The organism is Ruegeria sp. C10 (genome assembly GCF_056537805.1).
In genome coordinates this window covers 319,760-341,264 of the sequence record NZ_JBQFSC010000003.1, presented here as the reverse complement: position 1 = coordinate 341,264, position 21,505 = coordinate 319,760, and the positions used below count along the sequence as shown (strand labels likewise).

Below are 21,505 nucleotides of genomic sequence, written 5' to 3'. Positions count from 1 at the left end.
TGTACTGAAAATTACTATTTACCACCATAGAACGTAATTTTGTTACCCCATCGATCCGCGAGGCCCGACCCATGACGCAGTTGCAGAAAGATCGCCCCTGGCTCATCCGTACATATGCCGGTCACTCAACGGCCAAAGCGTCAAATTCGCTTTATCGTGCGAACCTAGCCAAAGGTCAGACCGGCCTGTCCGTGGCCTTCGATCTGCCAACCCAAACAGGGTATGACAGCGATCACACTTTGGCGCGCGGCGAAGTTGGAAAAGTTGGGGTTCCGATCTGCCATCTGGGGGACATGCGGGTTCTGTTCGATCAAATTCCGCTGGAACAGATGAATACCTCGATGACGATCAATGCGACTGCTCCTTGGCTTTTGGCGCTATATATCGCAGTTGCCGAGGAACAGGGCGCGGATGTCTCGAAATTGCAGGGGACCGTCCAGAACGACCTGATCAAGGAATACCTGAGCCGCGGCACTTATGTGTGCCCACCCAAGCCATCGCTGAAGATGATCGCGGACGTGGCCGAATATTGCTACGATAACGTGCCCAAATGGAACCCGATGAATGTGTGTTCGTACCACCTGCAAGAAGCAGGCGCGACGCCCGAGCAAGAGCTGGCCTATGCTCTGGCGACTGCCATTGCAGTGCTGGACGAACTTCGCCCGCGCGTTCCGGCTGAAGACTTCCCGGCACTCTGCGGGCGGATTTCGTTTTTTGTGAATGCGGGCATCCGGTTTGTCACCGAAATGTGCAAAATGCGCGCCTTTGTGGATCTTTGGGACGAAATTCTGCAGCAGCGCTATGGCATTGAAGACCCTAAGTTCCGCCGATTCCGTTATGGCGTTCAGGTAAACTCGCTGGGACTGACCGAACAGCAGCCGGAAAACAACGTTTATCGCATACTGATTGAAATGCTTGCGGTGACGCTATCCAAACGTGCCCGCGCACGTGCGGTGCAGTTGCCTGCATGGAACGAAGCGCTCGGCCTGCCTCGTCCCTGGGATCAGCAATGGTCGATGCGGATGCAACAAATCCTCGCCTATGAAACCGATCTGCTGGAATATGGCGATTTGTTCGACGGCAATCCGGTTGTCGACGCCAAAGTCGAAGAACTTAAAAATGGCGCACGAGCCGAATTGGCTAATCTCGAATCGATGGGCGGCGCAGTAGCCTCGATCGAATACATGAAATCGCGGCTGGTCGAGTCCAATGCCGAGCGCCTGAACCGTATTGAACGCAATGAAACCGTCGTCGTTGGCGTAAACAAATGGACCGAGGGCGAAGCCTCGCCTTTGCAGACCGAGGATGGCGGCATCATGGTCGTCGACCCGGCGGTTGAACAGGAACAAATCGGGCGCTTGAACGACTGGCGTGCGGATCGGGATGACGCAGCAGTGGCCGCGGCGCTACAAGCATTGCGCGAAGCAGCGCGATCCGGTGCCAACGTGATGGCACCTTCAATCGCTGCGGCCAAGGCCGGTATCACAACTGGCGAATGGGCCGAGGAAATGCGCAAGGCCTACGGTACATATCGTGGACCAACCGGCGTCTCGGGATCTGTTTCGAACAAAACCGAAGGACTGGAAGACCTGCGCGCAGCCGTAGATGCGGTAAGCGACCGACTGGGGCGCAGGCTGAAGTTCCTTGTTGGCAAACCTGGTCTGGACGGACACTCGAACGGAGCCGAACAGATCGCCTTCCGCGCACGCGACTGTGGCATGGACATCAGTTACGAAGGTATTCGTCTTACGCCCGAAGAAATCGTAACTGCGGCACAAGAAGACAAAGCGCATGTGATTGGTCTATCGATCCTCTCTGGCAGCCACCTGCCTTTGGTGAAGGACGTGATGACGCGGCTGAAAGCAGCAGGGCTAAGCGATATTCCCGTCATTGTAGGTGGGATCATCCCCGATGAGGACGCGGATCAATTGCGTTCCATGGGTGTATCGAAAATCTATACGCCGAAAAATTTCGAATTGAATGCAATCATGGGCGATATCGTCACATTGGTTGACCCAACGGAAATTGCGGCTGAATAGAAAAGCATATTACAGAAATCTCCATTTCTATTTCCGGTAAAATGGGAATAGATAGGTTCGGGTTTATTCAATTTCCCCTGCAATAAGTAGGGGAATAGCCGAAATGGAGAAGATTATGGCAATCGATCTTGAAAAAATGTCGCGCAAAGAACTGCTCGAATTGCGCAATCGGGTCGAAAAGGCGCTAAAAACCGCCGAAGTGCGTGAGCGAAAAGAAGCGTTGAAAGCCGCCGAAAAGGCGGCGGCGGAATATGGGTTTTCGTTGTCTGAATTGTCAGGAGACAGCGCTAAATCGGTAAAATCATCTAAAGCGAAGTATCAAAATCCGAACAATCCGTCGCAAACCTGGACCGGGCGGGGCCGCAAACCGCAGTGGGTTCATGACGCCATAAAAGCCGGTACCGATATTACTGATCTGGAAATCTGATCGGGGGCAAGTGGCAAAATGACTATCCATATTGGAGCCCAAAAAGGCGAGATTGCCGAAACCGTTCTTTTGCCCGGCGACCCGTATCGTGCAAAATGGGCGGCCGAAACGTTTCTTGAAGACGTAAAGCTGGTAAACGAAGTGCGTGGCATGCTGGGGTTCACCGGCACCTGGAAAGGAAATCGTGTTACCATTCAGGGTAGTGGCATGGGGATGCCGTCTCTGTCGATCTACGTGAACGAATTGATCCGTGACTACGGCGCCAAAACTTTGATCCGGATCGGGTCCTGTGGCGGGATGCAAGACAGTGTGAATGTGCGTGATGTTATTCTGGCGATGACGTCGACCACACTCAGCACCCCTTCGCGCGGGATCATGAGAGAAATGAACTTCGCCCCTTGCGCGGATTGGGGTCTTTTGCAGTCTGCAGCATTGGCTGCACAAGCCAAAGGTACGCCAACCCATGTTGGCGGCATCTATTCATCCGATGTCTTTTATGACGAACGCCCGGACCTGAACGAACAAATGGTTCGGCACGGTATTTTGGGTGTCGAGATGGAAGCGGCAGAGCTTTACATCCTTGCCGCGCGTCACAAATGCCGCGCATTGGCGGTACTGACAGTCTCGGACCACCTGTTGACCGGCGAAGCCCTGCCCTCCTCGGACCGAGAAAGCAGTTTTGGCGACATGGTCGAAATCGCGCTGCAGGCGGCGTTCCCGGACAGCTGAATTGCGCGATATCTAGCGCCCGTGCGTGCGGTCATATCCGTTGCGCGCGGGGCTGCGCCATCCCTCAAGCGCACCTTCAGCCGGGGCAAAGGTTTCTACCAGCAGGGGATAACAGGCTGCGGTATCCGATGAATGCTCGGACGAGCAATCACCGCCCGGGCACGCGCTTAGATTTCCCAGCAGGTCAATCTCGGCGAAAAACTCAAGATAGTCTCCCGGACGGACAGGTGAGGCTTTCATGAAATACTGCCCGGTATCACGCGTGAAACCGGTGCACATGAACACGTTCAATACATCATGTACCGCAGGCTCGGCTTCGGCCAAAGAGACGCCCAAATGATCCGCCAGCGCGCGTGTCAGATTCGAATGGCAACAGTGATGGTACTGGGATCCAGCTAGCAGATTACCGGTATAGGGATCACATCGGGTCCCGATCACATCGTGCACCGACCCGCCGAAATCATCGATTCCGTACCACCCCAGCGTATCTGCAATGATTGTCGCCATCGGTCGCATATGTGGAAAGCTCGACCACATGCGCTCACCCACGGTGATATGTGTGCCATGCAACGCGCGCGTCTTGCCGGAATAGAACCGCTCGGAAAGGTCGTTGAGGTTCCACAGGTTTAGATCGCCAACTTGCGATCCTTCAACAGAAGTGATCCGAAAGAAATGCCCTGCAGGCACCTCAAAGCATTGCGCATCTCGCGGTGGCACCAACACCTCACCCGTTTTGTGCGCTGTATCACGCGCAGTTTGATAGAGCCCTAGATCGGGTTTTGGTAGCCCTTCATTCGGGTAGCAAATAACGGGCGCAATCGCGCGGCGCGCATCTGCATCCATGGGTGGGCGGGGAGTATTCCGAGATTCTGACATGGGCCGAGAGTGGCGCAGTTCGGCCCGGTGGGAAACCCCCAACAGCAGCTATTGTCCTTTCAGACACTGTGTGGGCTCAACATCAGATTTTGACACCGCGCCACAGTAAGCACAGCGCCACTGGCCCTCGCTTCGATGTTGCCGCCACCTGCAGTCGCGCGTCAGAGACGACGTGCGGGACCGCCAGAAAAAATAGGCAAAAACGCCAGCGGCGAGCAGAAGCAATAGAACGGGCATAGCTCTGCATTGCCTATTGTGTCGTAATTTTCAAGCCCGCGCGACACGGTTAAGCCGCGTTCGCATATTCAAACAATTCTGGTGTTTCGTCTTTGGCCGGAACTTTGGGCTCGGGCGTATAATAGGCCCAAGCTTGCTCCAGAAATTCCAACGCTTTGGCCGCGTCGTGTTTTTGGTTTTGCATGTTCATCGGAGTGACCTCTTTTCGAACTCATCACTCCTCCCTGCGCCAACTTTAGATCCGCGCTCGTACAAGCGCATCGCATAGTTTTGCAGAGGCGGCATGCACTTGCCGCAACCCGGCAAGTGCTTTGTTTTGGTGCGTGATCAGACCGCGCGGTCCACCATCATCTTCTTGATTTCTGCAATCGCTTTGGCCGGATTCAGACCCTTGGGACAGGTCTTGGCGCAGTTCATGATGGTGTGGCAGCGATACAGCTTGAAAGGATCTTCCAGCTCGTCCAAACGCTCACCGGTGGCCTCATCCCGACTGTCGATGATCCAGCGGTAAGCATGCAACAGCGCGGCAGGGCCGAGATAGCGGTCGCCGTTCCACCAGTAGCTGGGGCACGAGGTCGAGCAACTGGCACACATCACACATTCATAGAGACCATCCAATTTCTTGCGGTCTTCGATGGATTGCTTCCACTCTTTTGCCGGACGATTGGTCTTAGTCTCCAACCACGGCATGATCGAGGCGTGTTGGGCGTAGAAATGAGTCAGATCAGGGATCAGGTCCTTGACCACCGGCATATGGGGCAGCGGGTAGATCTTCACGTCGCCCTTGATCTCATCCATCCCATAGATACAGGCCAGCGTGTTAATCCCGTCGATGTTCATCGCGCAGGACCCGCAGATGCCTTCGCGGCACGAACGGCGGAAGGTCAGAGTCGGATCGATCTCATTCTTGATCTTGATCAGAGCGTCCAGAACCATCGGGCCGCAAGTATCCATATCGAGGAAATAAGTATCGACGCGCGGGTTCTGGCCATCATCCGGGTTCCAGCGATAGATCTGGAATTTGCGCACATTGGTCGCGCCGTCGGGCTTGGGCCAGGTTTTACCGGTGGTGATCCGGGAATTCTTGGGGAGGGTCAGTTGTACCATGGGTTCCTCTCCTTAGAACGTCCGCGCCTTGGGCGCGATTCTTTTCATGCTGATGCCGCCCTCGTCTTCGGTCGTCAGCGGATCAACGATAACCGGACGGTAGCTAAGCTCTACTTTATTGCCATCGACACGGCTGACCGTGTGGACGCGCCAGTTCTCATCGTCACGCTCGGTGAAATCTTCATGGGCGTGTGCACCGCGGGATTCCTTACGCGCTTCGGCACCAACGATGGTGGCGAGCGCGCTTGGCATCAGGTTGGTAAGCTCGAGCGTCTCCATCAGATCGCTGTTCCAGACCAACGATCTGTCAGAAACCTTCAGGTCGTCCATCTTGGCAGCGATCGCGGTCATCTTCTCGACGCCCTCAGCCATGGTCTTCGAGGTGCGGAAAACCGCCGCGTCCTCTTGCATGGTGCGCTGCATCTCAAGCCGCAGATCTGCGGTTGGAATTGCGCCGCTGGCGTTGCGCGCCGCATCGAACCTGTCAAACGCTTTATCTACAGAGGCCTGGTTCAGAACCGGGTTCGACGCGTCGGCATCCACAACTTTGCCCGCCCGGATCGCCGCCGCACGGCCAAACACCACGAGGTCGATCAGCGAGTTTGAACCAAGACGGTTTGCCCCGTGAACCGAGGCACACCCGGCCTCGCCCACAGCCATCAGGCCAGGGACCACGGCGGTCGGGTTGTCGGCTGTCGGGTTCAGAACTTCACCCCAATAGTTCGTCGGGATACCGCCCATGTTATAGTGCACGGTCGGCAGAACCGGAATCGGTTCTTTGGTAACATCAACCCCTGCAAAAACGCGCGCAGATTCTGAAATGCCCGGTAGGCGTTCCGCCAAAGCTTCGGCTGGCAAATGGCTGAGGTTCAGGTGGATGTGGTCGCCGTTGTCACCATGTCCGCGCCCTTCGCGAATTTCCATGGTCATTGAACGGCTAACGTAGTCGCGCGGCGCGAGGTCTTTGTACTGGGGCGCATAGCGCTCCATGAACCGCTCGCCTTCCGAGTTGGTCAGGTATCCGCCTTCACCACGTGCACCTTCAGTGATCAGGCACCCCGATCCGTAGATGCCGGTTGGGTGGAACTGAACAAATTCCATATCCTGCAGCGCAAGACCCGCGCGGGCCACCATACCGCCACCGTCGCCGGTGCAGGTATGTGCTGAGGTTGCACTGAAATAGGCGCGGCCATAGCCGCCGGTCGCCAGAACAACCATCTTGGCGTTGAAGACGTGCATCGTGCCGTCGTCCAACTTCCAGCACACGACACCCTGACACTGTCCGTCCTCAGACATTATCAGATCAATGGCGAAATACTCGATGTAGAACTCAGCGTTGTTCTTCAGCGACTGACCATACAGCGTGTGCAGGATCGCATGACCGGTCCGGTCGGCGGCCGCACAGGTCCGCTGCACAGCGGGGCCTTCGCCAAATTCGGTGGTGTGGCCACCAAATGGGCGCTGATAGATCTTGCCTTCTTCGGTCCGGCTGAATGGCACTCCGTAATGTTCTAGCTCATATACAGCTTTGGGTGCTTCACGCGCGAGGTATTCCATCGCATCGGTGTCACCCAGCCAGTCCGAGCCCTTGACGGTGTCATACATGTGCCACTGCCAATGGTCTGGCCCCATATTCGACAAGGACGCCGCAATGCCGCCTTGGGCGGCCACAGTGTGTGACCGGGTCGGGAATACCTTCGTCACGCAAGCGGTGCGCAAACCCTGCTCGGCCATGCCCAATGTTGCACGCAGACCCGCGCCACCGGCACCGACAACCACCACGTCATATTCGTGGGTTTCGTATTCATATGCTGCTGTCATTGTTCTTGTTCCTTACTGCGCATATCCGAGAGCCAGACGCGCGAGCGCAAAGAGACCCGCAGCAATCAGTGTGTATGCAAAAGCCTGCGCTGCCATCAGCGCCAGCTTTTCCGCGACGCCATGCACGTAGTCCTCGATCGCTTCCTGGGCTTCGCGCAACAAATGCGGGACGACAACAACCAGTATCAGACCCATGATAATCGCCGGGAACGGGCGGCTGTAATAGGCCAGAGCCTCTTCGTAGGTTCCACCTAGGGCGTGCCCGAAGGTAAATACAAACAGCGGAACAAGGATGACCAATGCCGCCGAGCTGAGCATCATTTGCCAGTGGTGATGTGTACCTGCACGTCCGGCCCCCATGCCCTGCGCGCGTTTACGGTCTGTGAGAAACTGCATCGCGAACCTCCCCTTAAAGCGCTACGGCTGTGATCAGAGCCAGAACAGTTGCCAGCACGAACATGCCAATGCCCATCTTCTCGGACACCTCAACATCCACGCAATATCCCAGATCCCAGATGACGTGCCGCAAACGGCCCAACATGTGATAGAAAATGGCCCATGCCGCGCCAAACATGACCAGATCACCCAGGAAACTGGTCATCAATCCATTGATCAGCTCAAAGGCGCTTTCCGATGTGGCCGCAGCAAGTAACCAACAGACGACCAACAAAGCCAAACCAAAAGACGCAAGACCCGTGATGCGCACCATAATCGAAGATATGGACGTCATCTGTGGACGATAGATCGTCAAATGTGGAGAAAGCGGGCGGTTGCCTCGATTTACATCGGCCATGTTGGCTCCTTTTCGGTTGGCTACCGAACGTTTTACTGTTTTTTACGACTCTGTCACGCGCTGCAGTTGCAAAATCCAGTAAATTTAACGCAAAATCGCTGATAAGCCGTGTTTGTGATCACACAAAATATTCTCGTGATCACAAATCACATTCGATACCGCCAATGTTAGCGTTTTCAATGAAAAAGCAATGTGATCACGAATCTATTTTTGGAGCGGCGTCAGCCCTGCAGTCTGCTGTGTCACCTCGCGTAAAAGCTTCTTGCGAATACGTTCGGGATAATCCGCGAAGCCTGCTGCAGAGACGACAAAGGCCCCCTCGCCAACGATGACGTTCTCGAAGAAATAGGCTGTCAGATCGGGTTCACTTTCTTCAATCGCGATCGCGTTCACCGTGATGCCGCGATCCCGCAGTTTGGCGTGGATGGTCGACGGCTCGATTCCTTCATTCGAAATTCCGTCGCCCGAAAGATCAATAAGATGCCTTTCGCATTCGGGCACGTCGTCAAAGCTGGCAACCGTCATATCGAGCGCCTCACCTATCGCAGTTGAGAAGTTACGCCAGACACGAGGGTCAGCTGCGACCAGATCAGCAAAACTGTCCAGGGTGTTAAAACTATCGATCCGGGTCCAGGGGATCGTGATCCTCTGGCGAGAACTGCCTGTCCATTGCACAAGCATCAGCCGAGCCTGTCCGCGCACCAAGGCCTCGGATACGATAGGGTCCCGCAGACCTGCGGCAAGACCGTCCATTTGGATACGATACTCCTCGGAATCAACCGAGCCTGAAACGTCTACGGCCAAGGCCAAGGCCAAATCACAAGCATAGGCCTGAGATGCCAGATACAGGCTGGCGGCGAGCGCACGAAACATCATCATGCGCCAAGCGTAGCATGGATTTCGCGGACCGTGATCACATGAATGTCAGCCGCCAGAAGGCATTGGCTACATTGGCATAAGAGCCCAATAATCCAAATCTAACAGAACGTTAGACAGGTACTTACCCTCATCATTGCGCAAAGTGAAAGGCTCGCCACCTTTGGTCGCAACCAAGCGCAAGCGGATGGCACCGATTCCGGGAGTTCCGGTCTCGGCCTTGTCCAAAACCTCGGACCAGGCTTTGATCGTATCGCCCGAGAAACAAGGGTTGGCGTGGGCACCGCCGTTCAGGCCAACGATCATCTGCGCATTCGCCAGGCCATTAAACGACAAGGCACGCGCCATCGAGATAACGTGGCCGCCATAGATCAACCGCCCCTCTGGTCGGAAGGTGAGGTCGAAATGCACTTTGGCGGTGTTCTGCCACAGGCGGGTGGCCAGCATGTGCTCGGCCTCTTCGACGGTCACGCCATCGACGTGATCAATCGTTTCTTCCGTGTTGTACGCATCCCAGCGGTGGTTTTCGCCGGATTGTACAAAATTGTATTTCGAGAAATCGAGCCCCTGTGGTACCACCAGATCGCTGACATCAAGCGCCTTTTTCAGATTGGGCACCACCGTCTCTGGTGCAGGCGCATCGAGGTTTGATTTGCGCACCATGACCCAGCGAACATACTCGATCACCACTTCGTCGCGTTGGTTCAGCCCGCGGGTGCGGACCCAGACGACACCGGTTTTGCCGTTCGAGTTCTGCTTGAGGCCGATCACCTCAGATTCAGCGCGCAGCGTATCACCGGGGTAGACCGGTTGCAGCCAGCGCCCTTCGGCATAACCCAGATTAGCCACCGCATTCAGCGAGATATCGGGAACCGTTTTACCGAACACCACATGGAAGGCCGCCAGATCGTCAATCGGACTTTGCGGCAGGCCACAATTCCGGGCGAACTCATCCGAGGAATAGAGTGCGTGTCGCGCGGGATAGAGCGCGTGATAAAGCGCGCGCTCGCCATCTGTCACCGTGCGCGGCACGGCGTGATGCAGGATCTGCCCGACTGAATAATCCTCGAAAAAGTTACCCGGATTGGTTTTTGCCATTATTGCTGTCCCAGTTTCATGTCGGGGGTGTAATCAGCGGCGACCTCTTTGGTCACAGCCTGCGCGCAACGCATCACGTTATTTGCGGCGTCAAAGGCATAAGACGGGTCGCCATAAAGCTCCCATCCCTTTGCCAACGCGTCCGAGACCTTGTGGCAGAAGGCTGATGTGTCTTCCTCGGTCAACAAACGATAAAGTTTCGCCATTGATTAGGCCCCTTATCCACCAAACGGAGACGGACCAACCAGCCCGTGAATATAGCCCACAACGCCCAGCAGCACGATGGAGCCCACAAAGAACATGGCATCTTTGCCGTATGTGCCGGGTTCGCCCGGTGCCCAGTCTGGTTCGGATTTGTTGATCACGATCACTTCGACAATTGCCCAGGCCAGCAAGCCACCAAACAGGATGATCGAGGCCAGATCACCGTTCACCAACAGGTGCGCAAATGCCCAGAGTTTAAAGCCACCCAGCATGGGGTGACGGACCTTGTTCAACAGGCGACCTTTGGTTCCCGCAGGGCTGGCCAGATAGAACGCGATCAACACCAGCAGGTTGTTGACGTGAATCAGAAAGGTTGGCGGCGCCCAGACATATATGAAATCGGTCATGCGATAACCGAAGATCATCAACAATACCGAGGCCACCAAGGCGAGCGCCACGACGCCCTTGCCCGCGTCGCCCATGGCGGCACGTCGTTCCGGCATCGCGCGCTTAAAAAGATGTGCGGCCCACCAAAGTGCCACACCAAGGATTAGAAGAACAAAGCCCATACTGGCTTACCCCGCTTGCAAAGCTACTATCGCCTCTGCTTTTGCCAGAGTTTCGCGGGCAGTTACAACGTGTAGGTTTTCAACAATCTTGCCATCGACAACGGCGACCCCCTGCCCCTGCGACTCGGTTTCCTCGAAAGCGGCAATCTGACGGCGAGCCAGATCAATCTCATCCTCGGAAGGGGCAAAGGCGGAGTTTGCGATGTCGACCTGGGCCGGGTGGATCAGGGTTTTGCCATCAAAGCCCATGTCGCGGCCCTGGGCACACTCGGCGGCCAGACCGTCGGTGTCCTTGAAGGCATTGTAGACGCCATCGACGATGATCAGCCCCTCGGCCTTGGCCGCCAACAGGCACAGGCCAAGCGAGGTCATCATCGGCAAACGGTCGGGGCGGAAGCGCGTCTGCAGCTCTTTCGCAAGATCGTTGGTCCCCATGACAAAGCCTGCCATCAGCGGATGTGCGGCAATTTCGGCTGCGTTCAGCATCCCGCGCGGCGTCTCCATCATCGCCCAGATCGGCAGGTCTCCGGTGATTGAGGTCAGCGCATCCACATCCGCAGCAGAACTCACCTTTGGCAACAGAACGGCATCCGCATCCATCTCGCGCGAGGCTTCGGCATCCGCGCGCCCCCATTCGGTATCAAGCCCGTTGATCCGCACAATCTTGACCCGAGCACCATAGCCTCCGGCGGCCAAAGCCGCCTTGAGGGTCTCGCGCGCGTTCTCTTTCTCATCAGCCGCAACCGCGTCTTCGAGATCAAAGATGATGGCGTCCACCGGCAAGGTGCGGGCCTTATCAAGCGCGCGTTCACGCGAGCCGGGGATGTATAGTACCGAGCGATAGGGTCGTTGGCGCGGGTCCACTGGACTCTCCCATTGAAATAATGTTGCGCGGAATGGGGCATTTTTTGACGGAAAGTTCAAGAACAAAATCGCCGCAGCGCAGCATTTCCTGCGCTGCGCAACGTGCGTTGCCTTAACGCGATGTCCTTTTGCCTACGGCACGCTGCTTTGAGGAAGAGCTTGAAAGGGGTGACCAATGAAAACGATTATGCTGAAAATGACGATTGGCTTGGGCATCATGGTACTGGCAGCGCAACAAGTCAGCGCACAGAATTGTGCGCCACGCGAAGACGTGATCAAGCGATTGACAAAGTCATATGGCGAAACCCGACGAGGCATCGGTATTGCGCGTCGGGGAGCGGTGATGGAGGTTTTTGCCTCGGACCAAACCGGCAGCTGGACCATTGTTGTGACCTTGCCGGAAGGTGTGACCTGCCTGATCGCCTCAGGCCAGTCTTATGAAACACTGGCCGAAGCATTGCCGCCCAACGCCTAAACCAGCGCATCCCAAATAAGTTTGCTTCCCGTCAGGGTCAGCAAGACGTAGGCAATGTTGAAAAACAATCGTTCGGAGAGCATGAAATGCGCCCGGACGCCCAGCCAGGCCCCGAGGATCGCAAACGGGGTCAGCAACAGGTCTGCCAAGGCTGTGTGCCAGGTGAAGAGGCCCAGATAGGCGAAGGGCACGAATTTGACGGCGTTGATTACCCAGAAGACCAGCACGGTCGAGGCTTGAAATTCGGTTTTCGTCAGGCGTTGTGACAGCAGGTACACGGCGGCGGGTGGGCCGCCCGCATGGCTGACAAAGCTGGTGAATCCAGCGATCAGCCCGGCAAACAGGCCCGCCGATGGAGGCAACCGGTTGGCAAAGCCCCGCACCCAGCCTCTGGTCTGGGCAACGTGCCAGATCACAAAACCGACCGATATTCCGCCAATCAACAGACGTAGCAGATCGTCATCCGTCGCACGATAAAGCCACGCGCCCAGCGCGATACCGGGTACTGCGCCCAACATCAGAAGGCGCGAATCCGGCCAGCTCCAGCGTTTCCAATACGGCTTTAACGTCGCCAGATCGATCACCATCAGTATCGGCAGCATTAGCGCTAGCGCCTGTCCTGGCGTCAGTATCAGAGCCAGAATCGACGAAGATGCAAACGCCACTCCCGAGCCGAACCCACCTTTCGAGATGCCCGCGAAGATCACCGCCGGGATCGCCACTGCAAAAAACATCAGGTTCATGTCGAACATCAGGCACCCCGGAAATATGCATGATTCACAGGCGGTTTAGCGCAATCGGCGGGGTGTGTGCAAACGGTATGCGGTGGCATGCCGCGCCGCAGAAGGCTTGCGTGACGCCGCTTTTGCGACTAGCACAACCGCGATTTCAAAACCGACCGGAGATATTCCAAATGGCCAGACCCAAGATCGCGCTGATCGGCGCAGGTCAGATCGGCGGCACGCTCGCCCACCTCGCTGCAATGAAAGAACTTGGTGACGTCGTGCTGTTCGACATCGCCGAAGGCACCCCGGAAGGAAAGGCGCTGGACATCGCCGAATCCGGCCCCTCGGAAGGCTTCGACGCCAAGCTAAAAGGCACCCAGTCCTATGAGGACATCGCCGGTGCCGACGTCTGCATCGTCACCGCTGGTGTGCCGCGCAAGCCGGGCATGAGCCGCGACGACTTGCTGGGCATCAACCTGAAGGTCATGAAATCGGTCGGTGAAGGCATCGCCGCAAACGCTCCGGATGCGTTCGTCATCTGCATCACCAACCCGCTGGACGCGATGGTTTGGGCGCTGCGTGAATTCTCGGGCCTGCCGCATAACAAAGTCTGCGGCATGGCGGGCGTTCTGGACTCGGGCCGTTTCGCACACTTCTTGTCGGAAGAGTTCAATGTGTCCATGCGCGACGTCACCGCCTTTGTTCTGGGAGGCCATGGCGACACAATGGTGCCTTCGGTGCGCTACTCGACCGTTGCCGGTATCCCGTTGCCCGATCTGGTTGAGATGGGCTGGACCACGCAGGAAAAACTGGACGCCATCGTTCAGCGCACCCGTGACGGCGGCGCAGAAATCGTTGGCCTGCTGAAGACCGGCTCGGCTTTCTATGCACCGGCGACTTCGGCGATCGAAATGGCCGAAGCCTACCTGAAAGACCAGAAACGCGTTCTGCCCTGTGCTGCCTATTGCAACGGCGAACTGGGTGTCGACGGCATGTATGTCGGCGTGCCTACCGTAATCGGTGCAGGTGGCATCGAGCGCGTCGTCGACATCAAGCTGAACGAAGAAGAACAGGCCGGTTTCGACAATTCGGTCAATGCCGTTAAGGGCCTGATCGAAGCATGCAAGGGCATCGACAGCTCGCTGGCCTAAGTCACGAACCCTAGAACCAATGAACCGGCCCTCTTCACGGGCCGGTTTTCTTTTACACGGTGCCAAGCTGGCTAAAAGATGTTCGCGCAAACGTCGCAAAACTCATCTATGAATGTGTTTTGTGGGCATGATCCCGGATCATCGAATCAATTTCCACGCCCCGCAATTTTTGTGATCACACCCCAAAAACCTGTGATCACAAATACTGAAAATCTTCGACAATTTCCCGTGACCCGTCAAAAAACTCTTTAATTTTGGCGCTTAGACACCCCTATAACGGTGTAATCGTAGTCAGACGGGACAATTTCGATGAACATTCACGAATATCAAGCCAAAGCGCTTCTTCGCAGCTATGGCGCTCCGGTCTCCGATGGTCGCGCAGTTCTGCGCGCCGAGGAAGCCAAAACCGCAGCCGGTGAATTGGACGGGCCGCTTTGGGTCGTCAAGGCGCAAATCCACGCGGGTGGTCGCGGCAAGGGTTCCTTTAAAGAGGCCGACGCCGGTGAAAAAGGCGGTGTCCGTCTGACCAAATCGGTGGAAGAAGCGGCGGAGGAAGCCAAGAAGATGCTGGGCCGCACTCTGGTCACACATCAGACCGGCCCCGCAGGCAAGCAGGTCAATCGCATCTATATCGAAGCCGGTTCCGGCATCGAACGCGAACTCTACCTGGCCCTGCTGGTGGATCGCCAGACCAGCCGCATCTCGTTTGTCTGCTCGACCGAAGGCGGCATGGACATCGAAGAGGTGGCCGCTGCGACGCCTGAGAAAATCCTGTCCTTCTCGGTTGATCCCGCCACTGGTTACCAGCCCTATCACGGCCGCCGCATCGCGTTCTCGCTGGGCCTGGAAGGCGCGCAGGTCAAGCAATGCGTCAAGCTGATGAACCAGCTCTACAATGCCTTCGTCGAGAAGGACATGGAGATGCTGGAGATCAACCCGCTGATCGTCTCGGACAAGGGCGACCTGAAAGTACTGGACGCAAAAGTCGGCTTTGATGGTAACGCGGTATACCGCCACCCGGATATTGCCGAGTTGCGCGACACGACCGAGGAAGACCCCAAGGAACTGGAAGCGTCCAAATACGACCTGAACTACATCGCGCTGGACGGTGAGATCGGCTGCATGGTCAACGGTGCCGGTCTTGCGATGGCCACGATGGACATCATCAAGCTTTACGGTGCCGAGCCTGCCAACTTCCTGGATGTGGGCGGTGGCGCGACCAAAGAGAAAGTAACCGAGGCGTTCAAGATCATCACCTCGGACCCCAACGTCAAAGGCATTCTGGTCAACATCTTCGGCGGCATCATGCGCTGTGATGTGATTGCCGAGGGCGTCGTTGCCGCGGTGAAAGAGGTGGGCCTGCAGGTCCCGCTGGTCGTGCGTCTGGAAGGCACGAATGTCGAGAAGGGCAAAGAGATCATCAACACCTCGGGCCTCGATGTGATCGCAGCGGACAATCTGAAAGACGGTGCCGAGAAAATCGTGAAGGCCGTCAAAGGCTGAGTGTCATCCCGTAGGGTGGGCTTCAGCCCGCCTTTCCCAAGATTTTGGCGGGCAGAAGCCTGCCGTATAAAGGAGAACGCCAGATGGCAGTCCTCATCGACGAAAATACCAAAGTGATCTGTCAGGGCTTTACCGGCTCGCAGGGCACATTCCACAGCGAACAGGCCATCGCCTATGGCACCAAGATGGTCGGCGGCGTGACCCCCGGCAAAGGCGGGATGACACATCTTGACCTGCCCGTGTTCAACTCGGTCCACGAGGCCAAGCATGTGACCGAAGCCAATGCCAGCGTGATCTACGTGCCGCCGCCGTTTGCAGCGGATTCGATCCTCGAGGCGATTGATGCCGAGATGGAAGTGATCGTCTGCATCACTGAAGGCATCCCCGTTCTGGACATGATGAAGGTGAAGCGTGCGCTGGAAGGGTCGAACTCGCGCCTGATCGGCCCGAACTGCCCCGGTGTCATCACGCCCGACGCCTGCAAGATCGGCATCATGCCCGGCCACATCCACAAGCGCGGCTCGGTCGGTGTTGTGTCTCGTTCGGGTACCCTGACTTATGAGGCCGTCAAACAGACCACCGATGTGGGTCTGGGCCAGTCCACCTGCGTGGGCATCGGCGGCGACCCGATCAAAGGGACCGAGCATATCGACGTGCTGGAATGGTTCCTGGCGGATGACGAAACCGAGTCGATCATCATGATCGGTGAAATCGGTGGCTCGGCCGAGGAAGAAGCTGCACAGTTCCTGGCGGATGAGGCCAAGAAAGGCCGCAAGAAGCCCACGGCAGGGTTCATCGCGGGCCGCACGGCCCCTCCTGGCCGCCGCATGGGCCACGCGGGCGCCATCGTCGCCGGCGGCAAAGGCGGCGCCGAGGACAAGATCGAAGCCATGCGCTCGGCTGGTATCGTCGTGGCCGAAAGCCCGGCGCAGCTGGGTGAGGCTGTGCTGGAAGCCATCGGTTGACCAGAATTTGACTGCTTTGGGAGGAGCGGTAAACATGACTTTCGGCGAAGCCATTAAAACCTGTTTCTCCAAGTTTTTCACCTTTTCGGGCCGTGCCTCGCGGCCCGAATACTGGTTTTTTTTCCTGTTCATCGTGATCTGGAGCATCATTGCCGGGATCATCGACTGGCAGTTCTTCACTCAGGTCGCAGTGACTGAAACCGAAACATCCAAATCCGTCACGGCCACCTCAACAGGCCCGGTCCAAAGCATCGTCAGCCTGATTGTCTTCTTCCCGCATCTGGCCGTTGCATGGCGGCGGATGCATGATACCGGGCGCAGCGGGCTTTATGCTCTGCTGCCGATCCTGCTGATACTTGGTGCGCTTGCCGTCCTGATCTTTGGCATCGGCCTTGCCAGCCAGTTCCATGGCGGCACGTTGGATATCCTGTTCACCCGCGCAACTCTTCTTATTGTCATTCCGACACTTCTTGTCCTGTTTGTGTCGCCCCTCTTGGTTCTGTGGTGGCTGACCCACCCCAGCGAACCAGGCACCAACCAATACGGTCCCAACCCATATGAGGTAGCCCAATGACCGAACACTCGCCCAACACCGCCTTTCATGCCTCAAGCTTCATGCAGGGGCATAATGCCGAATATCTGGAGCAGCTTTATGCCCAGTACACCAAGAACCCCGGTGCGGTCGACGCAGCCTGGGTCGAGTTCTTCAAGGCCATGGGCGATGACGCGCCGGATGTGCAGCGCGAGGCCGAGGGCCCTTCGTGGGCGCGCAGCGATTGGCCTCCGATGCCTGCCGATGATCTGACGGGTGCGTTGACTGGCGAGTGGGCCGAGATCGACGCCAAAGCAGCGGGCAACAAAATCAAGGACAAGGCGGCGGCCAAGGGTGTTGAGGTCAGCGATGACCAGATCAAGCGCGCGGTGCTGGACAGCCTGCGGGCGCTGATGCTGATCAGGGCCTATCGTATCCGGGGCCATCTGGCAGCTGATCTGGACCCTCTGGGCATGCGCGCCGCCAGTACGCATCCCGAGCTGGACCCGAAGACTTACGGGTTCACCGATGCTGACATGGATCGACCGATCTTTATTGACAACGTGCTGGGCCTGCAGATGGCCAGCATGCGCCAAATCGTCGAGATCGTGAAGAGGACCTATTGCGGCACCTTCGCGCTGCAATACATGCATATCTCGAACCCGGAAGAGGCCGCGTGGCTGAAGGAACGCATCGAGGGGTTCGGTAAGGAAATCGCCTTCACCAAGGAAGGCCGCAAGGCGATCCTGAACAAGATGGTCGAAGCCGAGGGTTTCGAGAAATTCCTGCATGTGAAATACATGGGCACCAAGCGGTTTGGTCTGGATGGTGGCGAGGCACTGATCCCCGCGATGGAACAAATCATCAAGCGCGGCGGCGCCTTGGGCCTCAGCGATATCGTCATCGGTATGCCACACCGGGGTCGTCTGAACATTCTGGCCAATGTGATGGGCAAGCCCTATCGCGCGATCTTCAACGAGTTTCAGGGCGGCAGCTTCAAGCCCGAAGACGTGGATGGATCAGGCGACGTGAAGTATCATCTCGGCGCGTCAAGCGACCGGGAGTTCGATGGCAATAGCGTTCACCTGTCGCTGACCGCAAACCCAAGCCACCTTGAGGCAGTGAACCCGGTGGTTCTGGGCAAGGTCCGTGCCAAGCAGGACCAGTTGAACGACGAAGACCGCACCAAGGTGATGGGCATCCTCCTGCACGGTGATGCGGCCTTTGCCGGTCAGGGCGTTGTCGCCGAAGGCTTTGGCCTGTCGGGCCTGAAGGGGCACAAGACCGGCGGCACCATGCATATCGTGGTAAACAACCAGATCGGCTTTACCACCGCGCCACATTTCAGCCGCTCCAGCCCTTATCCCACGGATATCGCGCTGATGGTTGAAGCTCCCATCTTCCATGTGAACGGCGACGACCCCGAGGCGGTGGTGCATGCCGCTAAGGTGGCGACCGAGTTCCGTCAGAAGTTTCACAAGGACGTGGTGCTGGATATCTTCTGCTACCGCCGGTTTGGTCATAACGAGGGTGACGAACCCATGTTCACCAACCCGATCATGTACAAGAAGATCAAGACGCATAAAACCACGTTGTCGTTGTATACCGAGCGCCTTGTCAGGGACGGGCTTATCCCCGAAGGCGAGATTGAAGACATGAAGGCGGCCTTTCAGGCACATCTGAATGAAGAGTTCGATGCCGGGAAAGACTACAAGCCAAACAAAGCCGACTGGCTGGATGGGCGCTGGTCGCATCTGGACAAGCACAAAGACGAATACATGCGCGGTGAAACCGCAATTACACCAGAGGCGCTGGCCGAGATCGGCACCGCTCTGACCAGCGCCCCCGAAGGTTTTGCGATGCACAAAACCGTGGGCCGGTTGCTGGACCACAAGAAACAGATGTTCGAAAACGGAACCGGCTTTGACTGGGCAACGGGCGAGGCTCTGGCGTTTGGCTCTCTGCTGACCGAAGGCTACCCTGTACGTTTGGCCGGACAGGACGCGACGCGGGGCACATTCAGCCAACGCCATTCCGGATTTGTCCATCAGGAAACCGAGGAACGGTATTACCCGCTGAACAATATCCGCAAGGGCCAATCACATTATGACGTGATTGACTCGATGCTGTCCGAATACGCGGTGCTTGGGTTTGAGTATGGCTATTCACTGGCCGAGCCCAACGCGCTTGTTCTCTGGGAGGCACAGTTTGGCGATTTCGCCAACGGGGCGCAGATCATGTTCGATCAGTTCATCAGTTCGGGTGAATCGAAGTGGCTGCGGATGTCTGGTCTGGTCACGCTGCTGCCGCATGGGTTCGAAGGGCAAGGCCCAGAACACTCATCTGCACGGCTTGAGCGGTTTCTGCAAATGTGCGGTCAGGACAACTGGATCGTGGCGAACTGCACAACGCCTGCGAACTATTTCCACATCCTGCGCCGTCAATTGCACCGGACCTTCCGCAAGCCGCTTATCCTGGTGACGCCGAAGTCGCTGCTGCGCCATAAGCTGGCGGTCAGCAAGGCCGAGGAATTCACCACAGGCTCGAGCTTCCATAGGGTGCTGTGGGATGATGCTCAACAGGGCAACTCGGACACTAAACTGGTGGCAGATGACAAGATCAAGCGGGTCGTCATGTGCTCGGGCAAGGTCTATTTTGATCTGCTTGAGGAACGCGACGCGCGTGGCATCGACGACATCTACTTAATGCGGATCGAGCAATACTATCCTTTCCCCGCGCATTCGCTGATCAACGAGCTTGAGCGCTTCAAGGGGGCCGAGATGGTCTGGTGTCAGGAAGAACCCAAGAACCAGGGGGCTTGGACCTTTATTGAGCCCAATATCGAATGGGTTCTGACCCGCATTGGCGCAAAACACACTCGTCCGGTCTATGCCGGTCGCGCAACTTCGGCCTCGCCCGCGACGGGTTTGGCCAGCCAACACAAAGCCCAACAAGAAGCGCTGGTGAACGAAGCGCTGAGCATTGAAGGAAAGTAAACGATGACGATTGAAGTTCGTGTTCCCACGCTGGGCGAGTCTGTCACCGAAGCCACCGTTGCGACTTGGTTCAAAAAACCCGGCGATGCAGTCGCCGTAGATGAGATGCTATGTGAACTTGAGACCGACAAGGTCACGGTCGAAGTGCCCTCACCCGCTGCTGGCGTGATGGGCGAGATCGTTGCAGCCGAAGGTGAGACCGTGGGCGTCGATGCCCTGCTTGCCACGATTGCGGCGGGCGAAGGAGCTGCGCCTGCTCCGGCAGCGGCGGCCCCGGCCCCGGCGGCAGCGGCACCCGCAGCATCAGGCGGCAGTGTAGATGTGATGGTGCCGACATTGGGTGAATCCGTCACCGAGGCTACAGTCTCGACATGGTTCAAACAGGTCGGCGACAGCGTTGCACAGGATGAAATGCTGTGCGAACTGGAAACCGACAAGGTCTCGGTCGAGGTCCCTGCCCCGGCGTCAGGCGTTCTGGCTGAAATCGTTGCGCCTGAAGGCAGCACGGTCGATGCTTCTGCCAAATTGGCGGTGATCTCGGGCGCAGCCGCAGGTGCGGCAGCGGCTCCGGTGGCAGCCGTCGCCGCTCCGGCTGCAGCCAGCACAGGTAAAGACGTGTCCAACGCTCCATCGGCTGAGAAAGCGATGGCCGAAGCCGGTCTGTCTGCGGATCAGGTCACTGGCACCGGACGCGATGGTCGTATCATGAAAGAAGACGTGGCAAAGGCAGTTGCAGCAGCTACGGCCCCAGCGCCTGCGGCGGCTGTGCCTGCCCCCGCTGCCCAAGCTACGCGCGCGCCTGTGGCTGCCGAGGATGCGAGCCGCGAAGAGCGCGTGCGCATGACCCGTCTGCGCCAGACCATCGCCAAGCGCCTGAAGGACGCGCAGAACACCGCCGCGATCCTGACCACCTATAACGAGGTGGACATGACTGAGGTGATGGCTTTGCGCAACCAGTACAAGGACCAGTTCGAGAAGAAGCATGGCGTACGTCTGGGCTTTATGTCCTTTTTCACCAAGGCCTGCTGTCATGCGCTGAAAGAAGTGCCCGAAGTGAATGCCGAGATCGACGGCACTGACATCGTCTACAAGAACTTCGTGCATATGGGTGTGGCCGCAGGTACGCCGCAAGGGCTGGTGGTTCCAGTCATCCGGGATGCGGACTCGATGTCTTTCGCAGCGATCGAGAAAGCCATCGCCGAAAAGGGCAAGCGCGCCCGTGATGGTAAACTCTCGATGGCGGAAATGCAGGGCGGCACTTTCACGATCTCGAACGGAGGCGTCTACGGCTCGCTGATGTCTTCACCGATCCTGAACCCGCCGCAATCGGGCATTCTGGGCATGCACAAGATCCAGGATCGTCCCATGGTCATCAATGGTGAGATCAAAATCCGCCCGATGATGTATCTGGCGCTGTCCTATGATCACCGTATTGTGGACGGCAAGGGTGCTGTGACATTCCTTGTCCGCGTAAAAGAGGCGCTGGAAGACCCGCGCCGTCTGCTGATGGATCTGTAA

22 protein-coding genes are annotated in these 21,505 nt (G+C 57.2%); 10 read left to right on the top strand and 12 right to left on the bottom strand.

The features are described 5' to 3' along the window. Positions 1-71: 71 nt before the first annotated feature. From ACR0DE_RS15595 to deoD, 3 genes are all read left to right on the top strand, one after another. Complete coding sequence (locus ACR0DE_RS15595; RefSeq protein WP_480754135.1) at positions 72-2,039, top strand: methylmalonyl-CoA mutase family protein; 1,968 nt, start codon at positions 72-74, stop codon at positions 2,037-2,039. Positions 2,040-2,154: 115 nt separating this feature from the next. Continuing rightward, positions 2,155-2,466, top strand: a complete 312-nt coding sequence (locus ACR0DE_RS15590) for an H-NS histone family protein (RefSeq protein WP_170395811.1) — start codon at positions 2,155-2,157, stop codon at positions 2,464-2,466. A gap of 18 nt (positions 2,467-2,484) precedes the next feature. Next, the gene (gene deoD, locus ACR0DE_RS15585; protein ID WP_170395810.1) at positions 2,485-3,195 is read left to right on the top strand and encodes a purine-nucleoside phosphorylase; all 711 of its coding nucleotides are present in this window, start codon (positions 2,485-2,487) and stop codon (positions 3,193-3,195) included. Positions 3,196-3,207: 12 nt separating this feature from the next. On the opposite strand, the gene ACR0DE_RS15580 is transcribed toward deoD, so the two are convergent. From ACR0DE_RS15580 to ACR0DE_RS15530, 11 genes are all read right to left on the bottom strand, one after another. Continuing rightward, entirely contained in the window at positions 3,208-4,071 is an 864-nt protein-coding gene (locus ACR0DE_RS15580) for an urea carboxylase-associated family protein (RefSeq protein ID WP_480754280.1), read from the bottom strand. Between the two features lie 286 nt (positions 4,072-4,357). Then, complete coding sequence (locus ACR0DE_RS15575; RefSeq protein WP_170395806.1) at positions 4,358-4,498, bottom strand: hypothetical protein; 141 nt, start codon at positions 4,496-4,498, stop codon at positions 4,358-4,360. Positions 4,499-4,635: 137 nt separating this feature from the next. After that, positions 4,636-5,415 (bottom strand): succinate dehydrogenase iron-sulfur subunit, encoded by a 780-nt coding sequence (locus ACR0DE_RS15570; RefSeq protein WP_480754133.1) that lies wholly within the window; start codon positions 5,413-5,415, stop codon positions 4,636-4,638. Between the two features lie 12 nt (positions 5,416-5,427). Beyond that, positions 5,428-7,236 (bottom strand): succinate dehydrogenase flavoprotein subunit, encoded by a 1,809-nt coding sequence (gene sdhA / locus ACR0DE_RS15565; protein WP_170395802.1) that lies wholly within the window; start codon positions 7,234-7,236, stop codon positions 5,428-5,430. Between the two features lie 12 nt (positions 7,237-7,248). Further along, on the bottom strand, positions 7,249-7,632 hold the full coding sequence (locus tag ACR0DE_RS15560) for a succinate dehydrogenase, hydrophobic membrane anchor protein (protein WP_480754131.1): 384 nt from the start codon (positions 7,630-7,632) through the stop codon (positions 7,249-7,251). 13 nt (positions 7,633-7,645) lie between these two features. Beyond that, the gene (gene sdhC / locus ACR0DE_RS15555) at positions 7,646-8,029 is read right to left on the bottom strand and encodes a succinate dehydrogenase, cytochrome b556 subunit (RefSeq protein WP_480754129.1); all 384 of its coding nucleotides are present in this window, start codon (positions 8,027-8,029) and stop codon (positions 7,646-7,648) included. Positions 8,030-8,233: 204 nt separating this feature from the next. Then, positions 8,234-8,908 carry a DUF1194 domain-containing protein gene (locus ACR0DE_RS15550; RefSeq protein WP_480754127.1) on the bottom strand — a complete coding sequence of 225 codons (675 nt, stop codon included), beginning with the start codon at positions 8,906-8,908 and terminating at the stop codon, positions 8,234-8,236. A 66-nt stretch (positions 8,909-8,974) separates the two neighbouring features. After that, positions 8,975-10,003, bottom strand: a complete 1,029-nt coding sequence (locus ACR0DE_RS15545) for a MaoC family dehydratase (RefSeq protein WP_480754125.1) — start codon at positions 10,001-10,003, stop codon at positions 8,975-8,977. Next, positions 10,003-10,209, bottom strand: coding sequence for a DUF1737 domain-containing protein (locus tag ACR0DE_RS15540; RefSeq protein ID WP_170408336.1), 207 nt, complete (start codon positions 10,207-10,209; stop codon positions 10,003-10,005). The genes ACR0DE_RS15545 and ACR0DE_RS15540 overlap by 1 nt, the downstream gene beginning before the upstream one ends. A 12-nt stretch (positions 10,210-10,221) precedes the next feature. After that, positions 10,222-10,776 carry an NnrU family protein gene (locus ACR0DE_RS15535; protein ID WP_170395794.1) on the bottom strand — a complete coding sequence of 185 codons (555 nt, stop codon included), beginning with the start codon at positions 10,774-10,776 and terminating at the stop codon, positions 10,222-10,224. A gap of 6 nt (positions 10,777-10,782) precedes the next feature. Next, positions 10,783-11,640, bottom strand: a complete 858-nt coding sequence (locus ACR0DE_RS15530) for an HpcH/HpaI aldolase/citrate lyase family protein (RefSeq protein WP_480754122.1) — start codon at positions 11,638-11,640, stop codon at positions 10,783-10,785. Between the two features lie 175 nt (positions 11,641-11,815). Here ACR0DE_RS15530 and ACR0DE_RS15525 point away from each other — a divergent pair, with 175 nt between their 5' ends. Further along, positions 11,816-12,115, top strand: coding sequence for a hypothetical protein (locus ACR0DE_RS15525; RefSeq protein WP_170408338.1), 300 nt, complete (start codon positions 11,816-11,818; stop codon positions 12,113-12,115). On the opposite strand, the gene ACR0DE_RS15520 is transcribed toward ACR0DE_RS15525, so the two are convergent. Beyond that, a complete protein-coding gene (locus tag ACR0DE_RS15520) occupies positions 12,112-12,867 on the bottom strand; it encodes a sulfite exporter TauE/SafE family protein (protein ID WP_480707112.1) in 756 nt (251 codons plus the stop codon). The two genes, ACR0DE_RS15525 and ACR0DE_RS15520, sit on opposite strands and share 4 nt — an antisense overlap. 161 nt (positions 12,868-13,028) lie before the next feature. On the opposite strand from ACR0DE_RS15520, the gene mdh reads away from it, so the two are divergent. The 6 genes from mdh (at position 13,029) to odhB (ending at position 21,505) form a co-directional block, all read left to right on the top strand. Next, positions 13,029-13,991, top strand: a complete 963-nt coding sequence (gene mdh / locus ACR0DE_RS15515) for a malate dehydrogenase (protein WP_170353522.1) — start codon at positions 13,029-13,031, stop codon at positions 13,989-13,991. A gap of 309 nt (positions 13,992-14,300) precedes the next feature. Then, complete coding sequence (gene sucC / locus ACR0DE_RS15510) at positions 14,301-15,494, top strand: ADP-forming succinate--CoA ligase subunit beta (protein ID WP_170395786.1); 1,194 nt, start codon at positions 14,301-14,303, stop codon at positions 15,492-15,494. Between the two features lie 83 nt (positions 15,495-15,577). Further along, positions 15,578-16,459 carry a succinate--CoA ligase subunit alpha gene (gene sucD, locus ACR0DE_RS15505; RefSeq protein ID WP_010443702.1) on the top strand — a complete coding sequence of 294 codons (882 nt, stop codon included), beginning with the start codon at positions 15,578-15,580 and terminating at the stop codon, positions 16,457-16,459. A 34-nt stretch (positions 16,460-16,493) separates the two neighbouring features. Beyond that, the gene (locus ACR0DE_RS15500; RefSeq protein ID WP_480754119.1) at positions 16,494-17,033 is read left to right on the top strand and encodes a DUF805 domain-containing protein; all 540 of its coding nucleotides are present in this window, start codon (positions 16,494-16,496) and stop codon (positions 17,031-17,033) included. Next, complete coding sequence (locus ACR0DE_RS15495; protein WP_480754117.1) at positions 17,030-19,987, top strand: 2-oxoglutarate dehydrogenase E1 component; 2,958 nt, start codon at positions 17,030-17,032, stop codon at positions 19,985-19,987. Before ACR0DE_RS15500 ends, ACR0DE_RS15495 begins: the two co-directional genes overlap by 4 nt. 3 nt (positions 19,988-19,990) lie before the next feature. After that, a complete protein-coding gene (gene odhB, locus ACR0DE_RS15490; RefSeq protein WP_480754115.1) occupies positions 19,991-21,505 on the top strand; it encodes a 2-oxoglutarate dehydrogenase complex dihydrolipoyllysine-residue succinyltransferase in 1,515 nt (504 codons plus the stop codon).